Origin of the sequence: Haemophilus parainfluenzae (assembly GCF_014931415.1) — a bacterium.
Lineage (GTDB): Bacteria > Pseudomonadota > Gammaproteobacteria > Enterobacterales > Pasteurellaceae > Haemophilus_D > Haemophilus_D parainfluenzae_AF.
In genome coordinates this window covers 1,411,369-1,432,158 of record NZ_CP063121.1, presented here as the reverse complement: position 1 = coordinate 1,432,158, position 20,790 = coordinate 1,411,369, and the positions used below count along the sequence as shown (strand labels likewise).

Sequence of the window (20,790 nt, the reverse complement as noted above, 5' to 3'; positions counted from 1 at the left end):
TATTTCTGACCGCACTTTTGTATCTCCATAAAGCGCCGAGCAAAGGCGCTTTATTCTTTTTCGCATAAAATAACCGTCTCTAGATTTCCAACTCGTGTGAATTTTTTGATCTCCATCACAAAAATTAGAATTATTTATTGTCATTTCACTGATATCAAAGGATAATTATAAATAGGAATTAATTTCATTTGAGGTAATGAGGTAAATAGACGATGCTATTCCGTTCTATTCGATTTTTCTTTTTAATTTTTTCACTCGCCTTTTCTTCTTCACTCTTTGCACAAGATAACTATCAACAATGGGTTGATGATATTACGGCTCGCTTAGATAAAACGTCTCAACTGCTCCAGCAAGGCAATACAGATGACGCCCGTACTGAAGTGCAAATGGCTTATTTTGAAGTCTTTGAAAATCTAGAAGGCCCAATTCGTATCAATTTCTCTGCACAAAAAAGTTACCAAATGGAAGCGACTTTTGGCGAGATCCGTAAAATGATCGGTGAAGGCAGTTCACAACAAGAGATTCAAGCTAAAATCGATCAACTCAAAAAAGAATTACAAGAAGTACTGCCATCATTGGTTGAAGGCCATCAACTCAATGCTGACGGACAACATGGTGTTTATGATAATCAAGCGATTGCCCCTTATTGGCAACAAAGTTTTAAAACCATTGATGACTTGATCGCTCAAGGGATCGATGCTTATCAAAATGGTGATCTTGCCAATGCCAAAAAATTGTTCCAACAAGCACAATATGATGGCTATAAAAACTCAGAAATGGAAATGTCCATTCGCCAAAATCGCTCCGCAGAAATCTCAGCCGCGATTAATCAACAGTTTTACAACATCATCCGTTTAAGTGAACAAGCCGATCAAATCACAGAGATTGGTTATCAAAGCACGCAATTATTACAAGATATTGAAGAAAACTTGCCTAACCTGCCAACGACACGTGAAGAACAAAATGTTCAATCGAATGCAGCACAGCAAGCAACTGATAATCAACAAGAACAAGATTGGAATAAGATTAAACAAGAGATCAACCAACGCATCCAACAAGCTATTGCGCTCTATCAACAAGGTGAAAGCAAAAAAGCGATTCTTTCCGTACAAGACACCTATTTCGACGTGTTTGAAAGTACAGGAATGGAAAATAAAGTGGGTTCTCGTGATAGTAACTTTAAAGCTGAACTTGAAGGCTACTTTACTCGTCTCGTGAGTTTAATGAAAGCTGAACAAGGTGATAAGTTACAAGCTCAAGCCGATGGTCTAAACCAGAATCTAACTAAAGCGGTTGAAATGTTACAGGGCGAAGAACAAAGCGATTGGTCTATGTTCTTATATAGCCTTTTAATCATTCTTCGTGAAGGTTTAGAAGCCTTATTAATTGTTGCTGCTATCGTGACTTACTTAATTAAAAATAACCACCAAGATAAATTACCTGTTATCCGTCAGTCGGTTTATGTGGCGTTAATTGCTAGTGTGGTTACCGCATTTATCTTCCAACTTATCTTTGAAAACTCTGGTCAAAACCGCGAATTGCTCGAAGGCTTTACAATGATTTTTGCCGTCGTCATGCTCTTTATGATGAGTTACTGGTTATTGTCGAAAGTCGAAGCACAAAACTGGAAACGTTATTTAGAAGGCAAACTCTCTACTGCCCTCACTACTGGCTCACTCATTGGCCTATGGCTTACCAGCTTCTTAGCCGTATATCGCGAAGGGGCGGAAACCGTATTATTCTACTATGCCCTTGTAGGTGATGCGAAAAGTGCGGTCAGTTTCATCTACCTTTTCGCAGGTATCATTGTTGGTGCAATTATTCTCACCATTTGCTACTTCGTGATGCGTTATACCGTGGTGAAATTACCGCTTAAACCATTCTTTATGTTCACGGGTTCTTTCATGTATTTAATGGCCTTTGTATTCGCCGGTAAATCTGTTTTAGAACTCATTGAAGGCAAACTTTTCGAGCCAACGCTGATTAGCGGTGTGCCTGAAATTTCGTGGTTAGGTATTTATCCTTATATGGAAACCCTAATACCACAAGCAATCTTACTCGTCGCAGCCGTATTTGCTCTGTTTATTATGAAATATCAAAGCAAAAAAGCCGCGTAATACCCAACAATCCTTTAGGAGAAAAACAATGAAAAAAGCACTTTTAGCAACAGCATTATTTGCGGGTATTTTCACCGCGTCTACTGCTAACGCATTCCAAGAATATCCAATTGGTGAAGCGGTAACCATGAATGAAATGGAAATTGCGGCGGTTTACCTCAAACCAATCGATATGGAACCACGTGGTATGGGTTTACCTGCTGCGAAATCAGATATCCACTTAGAAGCAGATATCCACGCAGTAAAAGGTAACAAAAATGGCTTTGGTGATGGTGAATGGATGCCTTACTTAACCATCAACTATACTTTAGTAAATGCTGATACGGGTGAAAAACAAGAAGGTACCTTCATGCCAATGGTAGCGGGTGACGGTCCTCACTACGGTGCTAACGTGAAAATGATGGGCGTGGGTAACTATAAATTAACTTACCACATCGACCCACCATCAAAAGCAGGTATGCACCGCCATACTGACTCTGAAACGGGTGTAGGCCGTTGGTGGAAACCATTTGATGTAAGTTATGAATTCAAATTCACTGGCATCAAATAATCTCAGGTAAATATTGATTTTACCGACTTGCCTTCCCCTGTTTGTCAGGGGAAGGCAATAGCATTTCATTTAACCTTAAAATATCGTCTGTTTTATCCTATTAAATGGTCAAACTATGAATTATTTTTTTACTTTCCTGCTTCAAGCACTTTTATCTTTTTCATTATTGCTCGGTGTTTATCACAGTAAACAATCCACTGTAAGTGCAAAAAAAATAATTTGGCTTAGCCTATTCGGTTTTATTGCCGGTATCGTACTGCGCCTTAGTTTACCTGTGGGACAAATAACCAATTTAATCGTCAATGCCGTGATATTGGCACTATTGATTATCTTTGCCTTATGTTTAATTTTCGGCAAAGGTCGCTTACCTGCCTTTTGGCAAACGGTATTAATGCTCATCGCTGGAAGCTTCTGGGCAAAAGATCCCAACATTACCGCTCTCGTTTCCACAGATGTCATCAACACGGACTCTATCTTGCACATAAGTGCGGTCATTTTTGCCTTTGTTTTTTGTTTATGCTTACAAGGTTGGATCGATTTACTTTTAAAACAAGCGGGAAAAACACAACAAAAATCGACCGCACTTTTAAAAGGTGTGATGAGCCTTCTCTTAATTGGCTTACTGGTTCCACTTATTGGCGAACTCTTATTAATTTTAATGAAACTTCAAGTGCTTGAACTCACCAAACTACGTTTAAGCTTTGTTGCAAAATCAGGCGAAATCACTCGTTGGTTAAATTACATCTGTGCAGCCTTACTCTTCGTCGTACTAGCCATCTTCTACGGCAAAATTCATTTATCACGCAAGCAACAAGTTAATGCGACACAAGAACCGATTGAAAAACGCCAAAAATTAGCCGCATTGCGTACCTCCTCTCGCTTACTTGGGTGGGGCTATTTGGCCTTAGCAATTATTTTTGCTACGCAGCTTTATTGGGAGCAAATTGCTTCTCGTCCGCCACAACTGTCAGAAGCTATTCCTCTGACCTTAGATGAAAAGCAACAAGTCCATATTCCAATTGAGCAAGTAAAAGATGGCAAATTACATCGTTTTGTCTGGATTGCTGATGACGGTAAAGCCGTACGTTTCTTTGTCATTAATCGTCAACCAGATAAATTGAGTCTAGCTGCGGTATTTGATGCCTGCTTGCTTTGTGGTGACCAAGGCTATGTGATGGAAGGTAACCAAGTCGTTTGTGTGGGATGCGGCGTACATATGTTTATTCCATCTATTGGTAAACCGGGTGGCTGTAATCCTGTTCCAATTGAAGATTGGCAACAAACTGAGACTGAAATTCTCATTAATCGAACCAGCTTAGAAGAAGGGTTAAATTTATTTAGCACGATTGTTGAAATAGATGTAAAAGATCCGATTAGTGGCGCCCAAATGAAAAACACTAAAACAGAGCACAAATATAATTACGAAGGTAAAACTTACTTCTTTGAAAGTGAGAAAAATCTTGATTTATTCCGTGATAACCCTGAAAAATATTTAGGTAAGGGGGAATAATGCTAGCAAGAATGTTATTTCAATCTTGGCGCTTCAGCATTAAACGTAAACTGTTGGCTGTGATTACCATTTTCTTAGCGGCGGGCTTAGTCTCTGCGCTCTTGGCGGTATCCATTGATATTGGCGATAAAATGGCAAAAGAGCTCAAATCTTACGGAGCCAATATTTTAGTTGAACCTGCAAGTAATGCAGCCTTGCCTGATGAACTCAGTCATAACGCAGATTTAAGTAGCCAAGATTTTCTCGATGAAAAAGAGCTGCCGAATATTAAAGATATTTTCTGGCGAAATAATATCGTAGGTTTTGCACCGTTATTAAGTGCAGATGTGAAAGCGGAAACGCTTTCCACAAACACTCACGATAAATCAACCGCACTTGGACAAATTAATGTGTTAGGTACGTTTTTCGATCACAACATCCCTGTACCAGATGAAGATGATTACCACACAGGACAAAAAATTATTAGTCCTTATTGGCATGTGCAAGGGGAATGGGTCAACGATCTTGAAACACCTGAAGGAGAATTTATTCCTGCATTGATTGGTGAGCAATTGGCTCAACGAACTGGCCTAAAACAAGGTGATAAAATCCAGCTTCGCTATCAAACTAATGAGCTAGATAATCAAAGTGCGGTCGAGATTACCGGTATTTTATCTACGGGTGGGGCTGAAGATAATCAATTAGTCATGCCGCTCAACGCAGTGCAAAAATTACTGGGCTTAGAAGGAAAAATTCAATCAGTTAAAGTCTCTGCGCTTACCGTACCTGAAAATGATCTTTCTCGTAAGGCTCGTGCCAATACCGATGCATTGGATGCGGAAGAGTACGATCGTTGGTATTGTACGGCTTATGTCTCTTCTATTTCACACCAATTAGAAGAAGCTATCTCAGGCGCTATTGTTCGACCAATTTGGCAGGTTGCTGCATCAGAAGGTGTCGTCATTGGGAAAATCCAGTTATTGCTTGCTGTCGTGACTCTCGCCGCTTTAATCGCGGCAGCCATGGGGATTGCCTCATTAATGAGTACAGGGATCATTGAGCGTTCAAAAGAAATTGGTTTAATGAAAGCGTTAGGCGCATACCAATGGCAAATCGCGTTATTGTTTTATTGCGAAGCCATTATTAGTGCCTTAATTGGTGGCTCGCTTGGTTGTATTGCAGGTTGGGGCTTAGCAAGATTTATTGGTTCGGCTCTATTTGGTGTTCCGCTAAGTTTTGCTTGGATTGTAATCCCTTGCGTATTGATGCTGTCTATTTTAATTGCTGTAGTGGGTACTTGGTTCCCTGCTCATCGTATTGCCAAACTTTACCCTGTGGAGGTGCTCTATGGCCGCCAATAAAAGTATGTTTTGGCGTTTAATCTTCCAAGCATTACGCCTACGTTTACAACGAGTATTTATTATTTTCTCTGCACTGACTGTTGGTGCGTCCATTGTGACGGCAATGGCAGCGGTCTATTTCGATATTAATACCAAAATGAGCCAAGAGCTCCGTACCTTTGGGGCAAACTTTTACATTGGTGCGGCCAATGGTGGATTGATGAAAGAACGCCAATTAAAGCAAATTCTGCACAATGCACCGGATAATTTCATTACCGCTGCCAGTCCTTATTTATATGGTGTTGCGCGAAGTGATTTAGAAAAAATTGTGATTATGGGCGTGTGGTTTGAAGATATGCGTGTGCTTGCACCTTATTGGCAAATTACCGGCTCAGCCATTAATGTGAATTTTGATGATCGCAATGCCATGATTGGGAAAAGCTTAGCAGAACGCCTTAATTTAGGTGTTGGAAGTAAATTAACGCTGTCTAAAAATGCGGTTGAAAAACATGAATTCACGATAAAAGGTATTGTTGAGGCAGGTGATGCCACAGACAACATGTTAATCGTGAATTTAGAGTTTGCCCAAAATTGGTTGGATAAAGAAGGATTAGCCAACAACGCCTTGCTCAATGTAAAAAATGAACAAGGTAATGTCGCACAATTTGCCCAAGACATTATGCAACATCAACCCGATTTGACTGCTCGACCGATTCGAAAAGTCTCCGCTTCTGAAGGACAGATTTTAGATAAAATCAAAGGATTGATGGGATTAATCTCATTGGTCATTTTGATTCTCGCCACCCTATGTGTGAACACCACGTTGATTGCGATTGTTGGTGAGCGAGCAAAAGAATTTGCACTACAAAAAGCCTTAGGTGCCAAACAAAGTGACATCATTAAACAGATTAGTACCGAGATTCTCATCATAGCACTTTGTGCAATTGTCGCGGGCCTGATTCTCGGCTACATCTTGGCACAATTACTTGGATTAACCGTATTTAAATCTTACATTGATATGCGTCTACCGGTTATTCCAATTACTATCGTCTTATCGTTATTGGTTGCCTTTATTGCGGTGATTGTACCAACCAAACGAGCTTTAAATATCCAAACCGCAAATGTATTAAAAGGGGAATAAAATGAGTGAATTTGTAATTGAAACGCAACATTTATATAAACGATTCGGGCAAGTCACCGCTTTAGAAGATATTAATATTAAAATTCGCCAAGGTGAATTTATTGCGATAATGGGTGCATCAGGTTCCGGTAAAACCACGCTGATGAATATTCTGACCGGCTTAGATACGGCTAGTGAAGGTAAAGTCATTCTAGATGGTGTCGATGCGGCACAATTGGATGAAATCGGTCGTCAGCGTTTTCGTGCAGAAAAAATTGGTTTAGTCTTCCAACAATTCCATTTGATCCCTTATTTGACCGCACTTGAAAATGTGATGCTCGCACAGCACTATCACAGTGTGATTGATGAAGCAGCGGCTAAAGCAGTACTCGAACAAGTAGGATTGGGTCATCGTATAGATCACCGTCCAAGCCAACTTTCTGGGGGGGAACAACAACGGGTATGTATTGCTCGCGCGTTGGTGAACCAACCACCAGTCATTTTTGCCGATGAACCTACGGGTAATCTCGACGAAAAAAATGAAGCGCTTGTACTGGATTTACTACAAGAATTAAATCGCCAAGGGAGAACCATTGTGATGGTGACACACAATCCAGAATTGGGCGAGTTAACCGATCGTGTTATTTATCTCCATCACGGAAAATTTGTAAAAGAGGACATTAATGAAAAATAAATTCGTAAAACTACTCGCAATAAGTGCGGTCATTTTCGGCAGTGTTTCTTGTAAAGATGAGGTTGCTGCAATTGGTCAAAAAGCACCAGATATTGCAGCCTATGATTTACAAGGTAAAGAAGTGAAACTTGAGGATTGGAAAGGCACTCGCTTACTGACATTCTGGTCTGAAACCTGTGGTCGATGTGTCGCTGAGTTAAAAGAATTTGAAAAATTGGCTGAAGCTAATCCAAATAAGGTTCAACTTATCGCTATTAACGTAGATGGGGATAAAGTGGATACCAAGGCTGTAGTCGCCAAACGTCAGCTTACGTTGCCGGTTATCAAAGACCAATTAAAAATCACAGCGGAACGCTATCAGCTTATTGGCACGCCAACAAGTTTTGTGATCACACCTGAAGGCAATATTCAGGCTAAATATGAAGGGGCGATTCCTGTAGCAGATTTAGATAAATTATTTAAAGGCTAGCCCAAATGCAAAAACGAATTTACTTACTCTCTACACTTCTACCAACTTTAGGCTTTTTATTTGCCACACCCGCGCTTTCTGCTGAAGCTGATTTAGCTAAAGCAGAAAAGGTATATAAACGCTCTTGTGCTACTTGTCATGGGAAACAAGGCGAAAAACCAGCAATGGGTGAATCAAAAATTATTAATCAGCTACAACCAGAAGAAATTTCAACCGCACTTTTAGAACGAAAAGCAGGAAATATTCCTAGTGCAGGAAGCCCGGCAAAACAACGTTTAAGTGAGCAAGATATTCATAATTTAAGTGAATATATTCAAACACTAAAATAGTTTTTGAATTTTTTTTAAACTAATTCTAAAATATACGGTCTTAGAAGGGGCTTAGTTTTACAAGCTAAGAAATTTTTATTATATCAATAAAGGATTTTTTATGAACAAATTCACTAAAATCAGCGCAACTGCATTATTTGCATTATTCTTAACTGCTTGTGATAAACCAGCAGATAAACCGGCTCCAGCAAAACCTGAAACCACTCAGCCTGCGCCTGAAGCTAAACAAGAAGCGGCTCAACCTGCTGAAGCAGCAAAACCAGCTGAAGCTACACCAGCTCAAGAACAAGCTGACTACAACAAATTACTTGAATGGAACGCAAGCCAAGCGCAAGCTCAAATGGCTGCTCAACAAAAACTTCAATCTGATTTAACAGCTGCTGTTCAAGCAAAAGATGATAAAAAAATTGAAGAAGCAATCAAAACCTTCAACAAAACTGTTGAAGATACAATTGCAAGCTTAGACAAATTAGATATTGCTGCACCTTCAGTGAAAAGCATTAAAGATCAAAATAAAGAAGTGCTTGCATTATCAAGCGAATTATTAGTTGATCAATTAAACTTAGCAACTAAAGCGCCAACTGAAGAGCAAACTAAAGCTTACCAAGCTAAAGTTGAAAAACTACAAGCTGCAGTAGCTAAATTACAAAAAGACGGTGCTGATTTAGCACAAAAATTTGCACCTGCAGCACCAGCTGCTCCAGCCGCTCCAGCTGCAAAATAATTAATCGTTAAGATGAAAAAAACCTTACTGTAAAAAGTAAGGTTTTTTTATACGCTTATTTTAGTATTCTGCTTTTCAACACATCCACAAATCGCTCTGTCACCCCATCCCAACGATCTAAATATAACGCAGGCTCAATCAACTCTAATTCATTCAATAAAAATGTATTGTTAATAATCGTTCCATCTACTCGCGCATAGACAGGCATCTCTGGCAATTTATGTAAAACATAGCGTGCTGTTTCAATAATATGACGATCAACCTCAACAGGGATAATTTCAACTTTATATTGTGAATTCGCTCGCCATTCATTTTGAGGTGGCTGTCGGCGAATAGCATGGCTAAATACGCCATTGAAAAAAATCAAACTGGTTTCACCATTTGTGGCTACTTCAGGAATAAACGGCTGTAACACAACTTGCTCACCATACGCAGAAAGATCGGGGAATGCTTCACTTTGTTTTAGTTTTGTCACCAAATTACCACTTTGCCCTACAGCGGGTTTAATAACAAATTCAGGCCAATCTTGGCGTTCAAGTGCGGTCAAAATTTCAGATGTTTTTGCTGAACAAATAAGGGTTGGAATAACATTGATGCCCCAATTCTGCAAATCACATAGATAGCCTTTATGGCTATTCCATAACATTAATTCCGCAGGATTGATGAACGCATTCTTATGCTGTTTAATCCATTGAATAAATTCATTGTAGAAATTCGCATAATCCCATGCTGCTAAAGGCAGAATAAAATGACTCTGTAATGTTTCTTGCCAAGGCAAAAATTGAGTAGGAATACCTTGATTAGAAAGTTGTGTTTGAACAGGAATAAGATTTTGAGGGACCGAAGGATACGTTTTACAAGTGGTAATCGTAAGCATAGTAAATAATAACGGATTTAAACATAAAGAAGATGCGCCAATTATTTAACTGGCGCATCGATTTCAGCGACTATTTTACTTGAGCAAAATATTTTTCAAGACGACCTTTATTCGTCATTGATTTCTTCTCAAGATCTTTCACCACTTTCTCAGCTTGTTCTTTATTTGGTAGATTATCACCCACTTGAATCACACCATTCATATTCATTGAACGATGTACTGGGCAGGTATAAACATAAACACCTTCTTTATCTAAAGTGATTGTGAGTTCCTGATCTTCTTCAGATTGGAATTTTTGAGCACCTTCAGGAATCGCTTTGCTATGTACAAAGTGGCTTTTATTTTCTGCACGAAATGTCACCGTATCACCCGGTTGTACTTTTAAATAACCCGGTTCAAAAACCATTGAGCCTTCACTGTTTGAATTCAACATTTTGATGTCATAATGTGTGGCTTGAGCAGCAAAACTTAATCCTAATAATGCTGCAAGTGCGATTTTTTTCATTTTCATTTCCTTCTTAAGAATGCGCTGATTTACGTTGTGGACGAACCACTGGCAAACCTGCACTACATTGTAATAATTCAACGTTTACACGATATAAACGATTAATGGTTTCTACTTGTAAAACATGATGAGCATCTCCCACGCCTTGCACTTTACCTTCACCAAGTAAAATCAACTCATCTGAAAATTGAGCAGCAAGACTTAAATCATGTAATACCATTATAGTAATCAGATTTTTCTGTTTCGTATAGGTGTAAACTTCTTCTAAGAGATTAAGCTGATGATGCATATCTAACGCACTCACTGGCTCATCTAACATTAAAATCTGTGGTTCACGCAATAAAACCTGAGCGAACATCACCATTTGGCGCTGCCCTCCACTGAGATTCAGGATATCACGATGGGCTAAATGACCAATACCTAATTGTGTCATAATACTTGCCGCTTCAGTAAGAAGCTCATCACTTACTCGCATCGTTAGACTATCCATTCGTCCTAAAAGGACGACTTCAAGTGCGGTTAAGCTTGCATCTACTCGGCTATCTTGAGGCATATAGCCAATTGGTTTACGCCAATCTGCTAATTTCGTCCGTTCTAGCTGTTTACCTTGATAGGTAATCATTCCTTCATGTGGCAATTCACCAAAAATGGTTTTCAGCATGGAGGATTTTCCTGTGCCGTTTGGCCCAAGTACCGTATACACTTTGCCTTCCTCAAAACGGACATTAATGTGATCGGCTACGGTGAGATCACCTCGTTTTACCGTAAGATTCTTTAATTCTAACATTATTGTCCTCTCTTGTTATTTAAAATAATCCAAAAGAAGAAAGGTACCCCAATAAACGAGGTGACGATCCCCACGGGGAATAATGCGCCAGGGATAATGACTTTGGATAATACCGAAGAAAGGGATAAGAATGCTGCACCGACTAACATGGCTCCCGGTAAGAAGAAACGTTGATCTTCACCAAGCAACATTCGAGCAACATGTGGTGCAACTAAGCCGATAAAGCCAATCACGCCCACGAAACTGATTGCTGTCGCCGTCATCATTGCGACAAGAACTAAAACCTTAATACGTAATACTTGCAAATTGATGCCAAGACTTGCCGCTCGATCTTCTCCTAAACGAAGTGCGGTCAATTTCCAAAGCTCTTTTGAAAGTAATGCGACACAAATTGTAGTTACAATAATAATGATGATTAAGCTTTGCCACGTCGCTTTATTTAGACTACCAAATAGCCAGAATAGGATTTGTTGCGAGACTTCCGGCGCCGAAATAAATTGCACCAATGAAAGTAAGGATTGGAAAATAAAGAGCAATGCGATCCCTACCAACACGAGCATTTCAGAGCTAAAACGACGTTTAGAGGCAAATAAGAAAAGAATCCCCGAGGCAAGCATGGTCATGACAAATGCGCCAATTGGCACAGCTACTTGTACGGGTAAACCAAAACTCCCGAAAGCAATCACTATAGAGGCACCAAAACCTGCCGCAGCCGCGAGACCTAATGTATAAGGACTCGCCATAGGATTATTTAATAAAGTTTGGATCTCTGCCCCACCAACAGCCAATGTTGCTCCCACTACAAGTGCCATCAATGCCATGGGCAAACGTAAATTATGCACAATATTGTTCGTCATTTTATCGACTTCACCGATGCCGAATAAAGCATTCACGACTTCCGACACGGATAGCATCGCAGGACCTGTCATCACATCAAGGATAAGACTGACCACGCCAATAGCAAGAAAAGATAAAATAACAAACCAGCGTTTGCGTTCAAGCTTACGCTGGTTAGCCACAATATCTGCTACAACAGAATTGTTTTTCATGAATTAACGTTTCCCTTATTTGCTTTCAGGGAAAAGATAAATCGTACCTTCCGGCGTAACCGGTAAGTAGTTTTTATAGAAGTTTAAGTAAGTTTGTTGCGGATCTAAATCTTTGAAAAGATCAGGATACGCCGCTTTAGCCACAAACTGAACAGAAGCACTGTCTGATAAAGTACGAGAGTTCGCATGATAGGCTGCATAAACACGGTTGTTTTTCACTGCTGGTAATTCAGCCCAACCCGCACGATGTTTGAATGCGTTTAAACGACGTTCTGCTTCTGCTTTTTCAATACCGAAGCCCATTACCATACCGTCTTGATTTTTCTTCAATTCAGTTTCACGGCCTGTAATAATAATTGCATCCGGTTTCGCGGCTAACACTTTCTCTGCAGCCAACGTACCCCATTTGCCAATTTCTGCAGGCGCCACGTTTTCTGCACCAACAAGGCTAATCATTGAGCCCCACATGCTAGAGAAGAACGTCATCCCTTGTTCAGCTGGGCCACCACGACCAAACTCCACATACACTTTCGGTTGTTTTGCTAATTTTGCATTTTTAACCGTAGTCTGGATATGTTCAACAATGTCTTTGTATTCTTTCACAATTTTTGCTGCGCGATCTTTCTGACCGGTTAATTCGCCAATAATTTCAGTAGATTTAATGTGTTTATCTAAGGTTTGAGCGTTGTAATCTAAGACGACAATTGGAATACCCGCTTCATTAATAGCATCTAAATCAGATCCTAGCATTTCGTACTGCCAATCTGCTAAGACTAAAAGATCAGGTTTTAATGAAAGCACTTTTTCCACAGAGAATGTGCCTTCTTCTACTTCACCCACATCATCTAATTGATTCAATTTTGGCAACGCTTTGCTGAATAACTCCCAGCTTGCTGGTGCCCAAGAAGACCATACTTTCTTAGAAAAACCGACAACGTTATCTAACGCTTTGTCACCACCAACTGCCATATAATCTTGATAATAAAAACCAAGTACCACGCGTTTTGCCGGTAAATCAACAGTGACTTCACGATCAAGTATATCTTTTACTTTCACGGGGTCAGCATTGGCAAAACCTGCAGTTAAACCAAGAATAGTCGCAATCGCTAAAGTTGAAAAACGTTTTTTCATAAGAAAAATCTCCTGAGTAAAATTTAAAAATAAATGATAATAATTATCGGTGCGAATAATACCGAAAACGATTGCTAAATTCAACTCAGGCGATTACTTATTCTTCGTAAGCTTCGTCAGTTAATGTTTTTAAGAATGCTTCTAACGCATTAATCTCTTCATCTGTAAGCGGTTTTGCTTTTAAAACATCAGGATTAATGGTTTGAGCATATTCGGCTTTATCCCACGCTTTCCCTGTTTCAGGATTCACTTTACGATTAGGATTATTGAAACTGTCTTTAAATAGTAAAACGGTTTTTAAATCGCGGAAAACACCGTTATGCATATAAGGCGCAGTAACACCAATGTTACGCAACGTTGGCACTTTAAATTTGCCTTTTTGCTTTTCATCGCCTTTCACCATCGGATTATCCAATAGTCCATTATCCACAAAATCGGCAGCTAATTTGTTGTGCTTAATTAATTTTTGATTACTTGGTACGCCGATATTGAAATAGCGGTAATTCGTAAAAGTTTCTTTTGCTGAATTTGCTTCACTTGATTGGTGGCAGTTACTACAATTTGTGCGTGTTTTATCGAAAAATAATGCCTTACCTTCAGATTCAAGTGCGGTCAATTCTGCTTCACCTTTTAAAGCACGATCATATTTTGAAGAGAATGGCGCAAATAATTCCTGTTTTTCGAACTCGCCAATGGCTTTTTCCATGATGGCATAAATCTTGTCGGTATCTGCCCAAATACTTTCGCCATAAAGATCTGTAATAGGTTTGTAATAGGTCGGATCTGCTTTTAAACGTTCAACAATAGCTTTCTTATCTGGCATACCCATTTCTACTGGGTTTACTGGTGGTCCGCCTGCTTGCTCGGCTAAATCTTTCGCACGACCATCCCAGAACTGTCCACCTACATAATCTTGAATTTTTTTATCAAAATGAAAATCCGGTGAGAACATTGCATAAAGTGCTGTATTGGCATTGCGATTACCATGAAGATGAGGATTATCCCCTTCTGAGACCATTTGATTTGCAGAATTCTTACGTTGATCCACAAAAGCGGTATCTGGACTATGACAGGTTGAACAGCTTTGTGTTTTATTAAAAGAAATCGATTTATCAAAAAACAACACTTCACCGAGTGCTTTATAATCCAATTCTTTTTTCACTGCTTGATCAGCCAATACATGATTACTTTGCATCAGGGGGGCAAACAATAAAATAGAAAGCCATTTTTTTTGCATCGTGTTCTCCAAATATTCAAATTATAGATAAAAAATAATCCAACAAAACTTTGTTGGATTATAAAAGGAAAATAATTTTCTACAAGCCGGTGGCCATCTTAATGCGATCAGCAAACATACCGATGCTCACGCCGAAGTAATTTGATTTGTTCCAATCTAAAATCGTTCGGTAATTATTGGAAACCAAGAATGCGCGACCAACTTCTTTATCAGGACGAACTAGCCAAAGATCAGCTTGAGAAAGCGCGGCAAGTTTATTTTGTTCTTGTTGGCTAAAGCTCGCTAAAGTGACACCTTTAGACTGCCAGTCGCTGAGTGAACGTGCTTTATTCTTCTCAATACCAGAAAGCGATAAATCTAATGGTTGATTTAATGTGACTTCAACGCCCCAAGGCAATTTGTTATCCCAACCTACAGTGTGAAGATAATTTGCAATTGAAGCAAACGCATCAAATTGGTTCGTCCAAATGTCCTTCACACCATCATTATTGCCATCTGCTGCATAATTTAAGAATGCACTTGGCATGAATTGGGTTTGCCCCATTGCGCCAGCCCAAGAGCCTAACATTTTATTGCGTTGAATATGATCACGTTCTAACATTTTCATCGCATTCACAAATTCTTTGCTAAATAAGGCTTCACGTCTACCATCAAAGGCTAATGTGGCTAAAGCTGATAGTACATCATAGCTACCTTGATAATAGCCAAAACTACTTTCCATACCCCATAAAGCAAGAATATATTCTTGTTGAACGCCATAGCGTTGGCTTGCTTGTTGTAATGGCGCTTGGACTTCCCAATAACGCTCTTCGGCAATGTCTACTTTGTTTTGGGTCAGTACTTTATTCAAATAATTCGTTGTACCGTTTGGGTTCGGTAACTGTGGTTGATCCGCATTACGTTGGCTTCTCCCCGCTTGTGCACGATCCAAATCTACAGCCTTTTGCATATATTGAATATTATTTTGTGCATTCAATACTGACAACGATACGCCTTCAGCAGCCGCTTTGCCTTTTAAGAACTGAACATAATCATTAAAGTTATCTAAAGTTCTTGGTTTGCTATAAACAGCATTACTGCTTACTGACGGAATACTTTTCGTGGATGACGTTGTCGTTGTTGTCGTATTACTTGAACAACCCGCCAATAAAAGTGCGGTCGATAATGCCGTCATTTTTAACGTTGAGATTAAATTCATTTCTTTTCCTTTTTTAATGATCAAAATATCGCATTATTTGCGTAAAAATTTGTTATAAACAGCTTTCAATAATGAGGTTGGTAATAAGCGAGAACCTGAGCGCAAGGCAAAGGTGAATAAGCCTGAAAATAAGCCTTGAATACCTAAGCGATGTTTCAATTTAAATAAACGCCATTCTGCTTTCGCTTGGTTTAAACCACGACGACGCCCTACCATGCCATTACCCACGCGGGCATAAACTAAAATGTCCGGCAAGTTTGCCACTTTTTGACCTTGCGCCACGAGCTTAATCCACAGGTAATAATCTTCCTGTAAATCCTCATATCCACCACAATTAATAACCGCACTTTTTTGATATGCCACCGTCATGTGATTGAACGGACAACGTTTTTGGGTAAATTTAACGATATCTTGTGCTTCAGTCGGCACGTTACGATATGCCACGATGTCTTGAATATTTTCGCCAAACTCAGCAATCTGTCCTCCGAAAATAATTGTATCCGGATGTTGCTCAATAAACGCCACTTGTTTCGCAAAACGCTCAGGCACACAAATATCATCGGTATCCATACGGAAGACCCAATCGTGCGAACAATGTTTTAATCCTTCATTGAGCGCTTTACCTAAGCCTAAGTTCTTTGGCAAGTTCACTAAGTTTAAGGGTAATTTGGTTTCGAATTCAGAAACCACGGCTTCCAATTCTGGCGTTACCGCACCATCAAACACCAACACAATCTCATCTGCTGGATGGGTTTGAGCCACTAAACTTTCAAAACATTCTCTTAAATATTGTGGGTTTTCCTTAATATATAAGGACATTAAAACTGAAAATTTCATACTTCTCTATCTAATAAGTTATCTACATAAACCGTTTCAAATTAATTGCCAATTTTGGGGAAATTAAAACCACAAAGGCAATAATTAGCTGCTTAATACTTTTCGTTAATTTAAAAATCTCAAAATAGTAAAAAGCGGCTTTACGGGATAAATTCATAATATGTGGGTAAGCCAGCATATATTGTGCGTTGATGGCAAAATTCTTTTCTTGATCTGCCGTTTTCACATAATTTTCACGGATATAATCAATCGCTTTTTGCGTATTAGTCGTATCTGTTGATACGCTAGAACGCTTGGTATGGAACGTACAATAAGTCAACGGCTCAGCCACTTTGTACGCTTTAAACGTTGGATCTTGCACAAGCTTCAACAAGAAATCATAGTCTTCCAAGGAACGAAGTGCGGTCGATAATCCACCAATTTTTAAAAACAGTTCTTTTTTCACCCCAATCATCGGCATACCACCAATTTTATTCGCCAGTAAAATTCGCTCTACGCTAATCTCTTGCGGCTCAATCGGGTTGGTCACATAGCTAAAACCTTCATTCACCATTTCACATTTAGCTGGATGGTAAACAAAGTTAACATCAGCATGCTCGGTAATCACATCGGCTAATTTATGACATTTATCATTTGCAAAACGATCATCGTCATCAAGGAATAACAACCAATCATTATCGGCATTTCTTGCGCCGATATTACGGCTTTCTGCTGCTCCTTGATTGGTTTCGTTACGAATAACTTTAACTGCAAATGGATAAGATTGTATCACTTCAACGGGTTCTTTCGAGCAATCATCCACAATCACCACATCAAAATTATAAGTGGTTTGTTTGGTTAAACTTTCCAATAACGCAGGAATTTCTTCTTTCCGATTATAAGAAGGCACGATGATACTAAACATCTTTCGGCTCCTTTTGTTTAAATAAAATAAGTTGTTTACCGTGCGTGCCAAAAAGCGATAAGAACATTAACATGACAAACATAATGCCCGGGAAAGCAAAGGTGTCGGCTTTGATATTACAGAACGTTAAAATCACAAAGGCAGAAAGGATAAATTTCCAGCTGCCATCAAACCAGTTTAAGGCAACTTTGCGTACAAAATAGAATGTCACGGCAAAACACACTAAAGCATAAGACACGCCGCCATAAAGAATTTGGCGTAAGAAACCAGAGTCCGTATGCCCATAATAACGGCCAACTTCTAACTCACCTGTCATATACATACCATCGCCATAAATGAACTGCTTAAGTGTTGGCATAAAGAGATGGTTTTTCATCAATGTATCCGTTGACGAACTGACAAATCCTGCACCGTGTAATAAATTAATCACAGGCTCTAAAGCATGTGCCACATAAGGATTTTCAGGTAAGAAATAGGCCAGTAATAATACCAAAATAGCAAATGCAATGAGTGATGGAACATAACGCCATTTGAAATACACTAAAATGCTCACAACTGATAACAGAAGGAATGTACGTCCTGAAATTAATCCGATACATAACATTAAAAATACCAGAATACTTGGAAGCGTATTATGTTTAGCGTTGTAAGCCAGTAAGAAATGCAACAGCATCAAATAGAATAAACTCAGTTGGAAAAAGGCGGTTGCGGTGATGTTATATAAGCGATACTCCTGCTCTGAACCATAAAAACGTGCGGGCAACACCGCATTGGTCGAAAGCAAGAAATCAATCATAAATGATACACCGAGTAAGCCAATCACGCCCACGATAAACTGCACCACCACACCAAGTTGTAAATCACGAACGACTTTCTGTTGACCATTTACATTGGCATAGAAGGCATTATAAAGTCCCACGCCGAAGATAAATAAAATCAGCTCTTTCACATACATGGTGATGACAGAAAAATCTCGCGTACCATTGACTAAAAGCGGAATCACACTAAATGCAATCAGCCCAATGATAACGGCTAAACTATCTACTGGTACAGTGATACCTTGTGGTTTCTGCTTTTTAAAATACTGATAAGCCAATACAGCCAATGCTGCTAAACCAGCGACGAATGACATTCGTACAACATGAAACAGCCAAGGATCGTAAAGATAAAAAAGATTAAAAAGTGCGGTCATTTTTACGTTATTTTCCTAAATTCTTTTTCACTGCTAAGATTTTTTTGAGTGGATATTTAATTAATTTCTTCACTAAATTATTAGATTTTGAACCACGAATCGCTTCCAAATTACTCACTAATTGTGGATTTTCAATGGCTACAAGCGGACGAACCACATTGTTATTAATCTGGAATTGGGTTTCAAATAATAAGAAATCATCAGCAAGCCAAAACGGTTTTTCTTGTTCGAGTTGTTTCAAAAATGCACGTGCCGCTGATTTTTTGATTAAGTATGCCACCGTACCTGCAAAATAACTTTTATATGGATAAGCCACGGTGACATCACCAATAGTTTGGCGCAAGAATGAAAAAGTGGTTGGATAATTGATCTCTAATTCCACATCATTAAATTCAGCAATTTTTGACTGCCCGATTAATACAATATCCGCATCACATTTTTCGGTTAAGAGTGCGATTGTTTTTGGTGATAAATTTGAATTGAATAAAGCGTCATCTTCACACACCAATGCATAGTCATTTTCCGTCACATTTTGATCTTCTACGATCTGACGATACACTGCTAAATGACTTAATGTACAACCAATTTCGCCTTTTGTGACGTTGCGTCCATAATGCTGTTCAAATTTTGTTGGATTGAATACTTCTGCCAATTCATCCCACTCTTTTTGCATGGTATTAATCGCTGAAAAGACAACGAAATCTGCTGTATCCGGTTGAGCAAAAAACAGCTCACGACGCTGAACATCTTTATCTAGTGAAATCAAATATTTATTCATAATTATCTCAAATTTGGTTTTTGCAGTATTTTGATTACAACAAACGGAAATAGTTGCAAATTATACTAAAGAAATAGTCCTATGGCATGGCTTTTAACACAACTTTAAAAAGCCTTAAAAAAATAACCGCACTTTAAATGCTTAAAGCGCGGTCTATTTTAAACGGATTAATATGTTATTTCTTTCAATTAGAAAATTGCAGTCGCTAAACCGACTACAACACTTAAAGAAAGCACTACAGCTAACATTGCGTAACCAAAATCACTCATTTTAATTTCCCACTTGTTTAGTTAAAGATATCCCATTCTAACAATAAAGCCCGTTTTTTCAAAAATTTTTTATAATTTACTTAACCTATTTAGCGACAATCTTTATAATGGTAAAAATTCTCTAGAGGCAAAATTATGGCAACAATTAAAGATGTCGCGAAAATGGCCGGTGTTTCCACCACCACTGTTTCCCATGTAATTAATAAAACCCGTTTTGTAGCAAAAGAAACCGAAGAGGCGGTGATGCAAGCCATTAAAAGCTTGAAATACTCACCAAGTGCTGTTGCTCGGAGTTTGAAAGTCAACACGACAAAATCCATTGGGATGATTGTTACCACCAGTGAATCCCCTTATTTTGCTGAAATCATTCATGCCGTTGAAGATCATTGTTATCGTCAAGGCTATTCACTTTTTTTGTGTAATACACAAAATGATCCTGAAAAAATTAAAAACCACGTCGAAATGCTTGCCAAAAAACGTGTAGATGGTTTATTGGTCATGTGTTCTGAATACACACAACATTCGCTCGATGTACTTTCTAGTTTCTCGTCTGTGCCGATGGTGGTAATGGATTGGGGTCCAAATACAGATACCGATATCATTGAAGATAACAGTTTTACGGGCGGTTACCTTGCCACGAAACATTTAATTGATTGTGGTCATAAAGCGATCGGTCTTATTGCGGGTGAATTAGATAAAACCACTGCAAGAACCCGTTATGAAGGTTTTGTAAAAGCCATGAATGAAGCCAATCTACCAATCCATGAAAATTGGATTATGGAAGGTTTCTTCGAACCAGAAGACGGTTACGAATGTATGAATAAAATTCTTGCACAAGACAGCCTACCTACTGCCGTATTCTGTTGTAATGATGTGATGGCGTTAGGTGCAATTTCTGCGATTACGGAAAAAGGCTTGCGTGTGCCTGATGATATCTCGATTATTGGTTATGATAATATTCACTCATCACGTTTCTATGCACCGCCACTCACGACAATTCATCAATCTAAGTCTCGTTTAGGTGCACAAGCGGTTAATCTTTTATTTGAGCGTATTGCCAATAAAGATAACGATAATCACGAAAAACACCGCATTGCGATCCATCCTGAACTCGTCATTCGAAAATCAGTTCGCAACCTTAAATAAACATTAAACTTTTTGACCGCACTTTGAATTTTATCTAAAAAAGTGCGA

Annotated in this window: 21 protein-coding genes; 10 read left to right on the top strand and 11 right to left on the bottom strand. The window is 39.0% G+C overall.

The window, feature by feature from the left end:
- The first annotated feature begins 212 nt into the window (after positions 1-212).
- The 9 genes from INP93_RS07050 to INP93_RS07010 all read left to right on the top strand — a co-directional run bounded on the left by INP93_RS07050 (position 213) and on the right by INP93_RS07010 (position 8,832).
- Positions 213-2,117 carry an FTR1 family iron permease gene (locus tag INP93_RS07050; RefSeq protein WP_197544510.1) on the top strand — a complete coding sequence of 635 codons (1,905 nt, stop codon included), beginning with the start codon at positions 213-215 and terminating at the stop codon, positions 2,115-2,117.
- 28 nt (positions 2,118-2,145) lie between these two features.
- Complete coding sequence (locus tag INP93_RS07045; protein WP_049357398.1) at positions 2,146-2,667, top strand: iron transporter; 522 nt, start codon at positions 2,146-2,148, stop codon at positions 2,665-2,667.
- A gap of 115 nt (positions 2,668-2,782) precedes the next feature.
- Positions 2,783-4,177 carry a Fe-S-containing protein gene (locus INP93_RS07040; protein ID WP_197544509.1) on the top strand — a complete coding sequence of 465 codons (1,395 nt, stop codon included), beginning with the start codon at positions 2,783-2,785 and terminating at the stop codon, positions 4,175-4,177.
- Entirely contained in the window at positions 4,177-5,517 is a 1,341-nt protein-coding gene (locus tag INP93_RS07035) for an ABC transporter permease (protein ID WP_197544508.1), read from the top strand. Before INP93_RS07040 ends, INP93_RS07035 begins: the two co-directional genes overlap by 1 nt.
- Complete coding sequence (locus INP93_RS07030) at positions 5,504-6,637, top strand: ABC transporter permease (protein WP_197544507.1); 1,134 nt, start codon at positions 5,504-5,506, stop codon at positions 6,635-6,637. The genes INP93_RS07035 and INP93_RS07030 overlap by 14 nt, the downstream gene beginning before the upstream one ends.
- 1 nt (position 6,638) lies before the next feature.
- A complete protein-coding gene (locus INP93_RS07025; protein ID WP_005696228.1) occupies positions 6,639-7,310 on the top strand; it encodes an ABC transporter ATP-binding protein in 672 nt (223 codons plus the stop codon).
- Positions 7,300-7,779 (top strand): TlpA family protein disulfide reductase, encoded by a 480-nt coding sequence (locus tag INP93_RS07020; RefSeq protein WP_197544506.1) that lies wholly within the window; start codon positions 7,300-7,302, stop codon positions 7,777-7,779. The genes INP93_RS07025 and INP93_RS07020 overlap by 11 nt, the downstream gene beginning before the upstream one ends.
- Before the next feature lie 5 nt (positions 7,780-7,784).
- Entirely contained in the window at positions 7,785-8,108 is a 324-nt protein-coding gene (locus tag INP93_RS07015) for a c-type cytochrome (protein WP_197544505.1), read from the top strand.
- Between the two features lie 100 nt (positions 8,109-8,208).
- Positions 8,209-8,832 (top strand): PM1805 family lipoprotein, encoded by a 624-nt coding sequence (locus tag INP93_RS07010; RefSeq protein WP_197544504.1) that lies wholly within the window; start codon positions 8,209-8,211, stop codon positions 8,830-8,832.
- Between the two features lie 55 nt (positions 8,833-8,887).
- Here the strand turns inward: INP93_RS07010 and INP93_RS07005 are convergent, their stop codons facing one another.
- The 11 genes from INP93_RS07005 to INP93_RS06955 all read right to left on the bottom strand — a co-directional run bounded on the left by INP93_RS07005 (position 8,888) and on the right by INP93_RS06955 (position 19,327).
- Complete coding sequence (locus INP93_RS07005) at positions 8,888-9,709, bottom strand: ATP-grasp domain-containing protein (RefSeq protein ID WP_197544503.1); 822 nt, start codon at positions 9,707-9,709, stop codon at positions 8,888-8,890.
- 70 nt (positions 9,710-9,779) lie between these two features.
- Entirely contained in the window at positions 9,780-10,214 is a 435-nt protein-coding gene (locus INP93_RS07000; protein WP_102704276.1) for a pseudoazurin, read from the bottom strand.
- Between the two features lie 13 nt (positions 10,215-10,227).
- A complete protein-coding gene (locus tag INP93_RS06995; RefSeq protein WP_070775323.1) occupies positions 10,228-11,001 on the bottom strand; it encodes an ABC transporter ATP-binding protein in 774 nt (257 codons plus the stop codon).
- The gene (locus tag INP93_RS06990) at positions 11,001-12,050 is read right to left on the bottom strand and encodes a FecCD family ABC transporter permease (protein ID WP_197544502.1); all 1,050 of its coding nucleotides are present in this window, start codon (positions 12,048-12,050) and stop codon (positions 11,001-11,003) included. The genes INP93_RS06995 and INP93_RS06990 overlap by 1 nt, the downstream gene beginning before the upstream one ends.
- A 15-nt stretch (positions 12,051-12,065) precedes the next feature.
- Entirely contained in the window at positions 12,066-13,181 is a 1,116-nt protein-coding gene (locus INP93_RS06985) for an ABC transporter substrate-binding protein (protein WP_197544501.1), read from the bottom strand.
- A gap of 97 nt (positions 13,182-13,278) precedes the next feature.
- Positions 13,279-14,418: a cytochrome-c peroxidase gene (locus tag INP93_RS06980; protein ID WP_197544500.1), complete on the bottom strand. Its 1,140-nt coding sequence runs from the start codon at positions 14,416-14,418 to the stop codon at positions 13,279-13,281.
- A 79-nt stretch (positions 14,419-14,497) separates the two neighbouring features.
- Complete coding sequence (locus INP93_RS06975; RefSeq protein WP_197544499.1) at positions 14,498-15,616, bottom strand: lytic murein transglycosylase; 1,119 nt, start codon at positions 15,614-15,616, stop codon at positions 14,498-14,500.
- A gap of 33 nt (positions 15,617-15,649) precedes the next feature.
- Positions 15,650-16,453, bottom strand: a complete 804-nt coding sequence (locus tag INP93_RS06970) for a glycosyltransferase family 2 protein (RefSeq protein ID WP_049373297.1) — start codon at positions 16,451-16,453, stop codon at positions 15,650-15,652.
- Positions 16,454-16,475: 22 nt separating this feature from the next.
- Positions 16,476-17,357: a glycosyltransferase family 2 protein gene (locus INP93_RS06965; RefSeq protein WP_197544498.1), complete on the bottom strand. Its 882-nt coding sequence runs from the start codon at positions 17,355-17,357 to the stop codon at positions 16,476-16,478.
- Entirely contained in the window at positions 17,350-18,549 is a 1,200-nt protein-coding gene (locus INP93_RS06960) for a hypothetical protein (RefSeq protein ID WP_197544497.1), read from the bottom strand. The genes INP93_RS06965 and INP93_RS06960 overlap by 8 nt, the downstream gene beginning before the upstream one ends.
- Positions 18,550-18,556: 7 nt before the next feature.
- Entirely contained in the window at positions 18,557-19,327 is a 771-nt protein-coding gene (locus INP93_RS06955; RefSeq protein ID WP_269473957.1) for a glycosyltransferase family 25 protein, read from the bottom strand.
- Positions 19,328-19,731: 404 nt separating this feature from the next.
- On the opposite strand from INP93_RS06955, the gene purR reads away from it, so the two are divergent.
- A complete protein-coding gene (purR, locus tag INP93_RS06950; RefSeq protein ID WP_049369309.1) occupies positions 19,732-20,742 on the top strand; it encodes an HTH-type transcriptional repressor PurR in 1,011 nt (336 codons plus the stop codon).
- Positions 20,743-20,790: the final 48 nt, after the last annotated feature.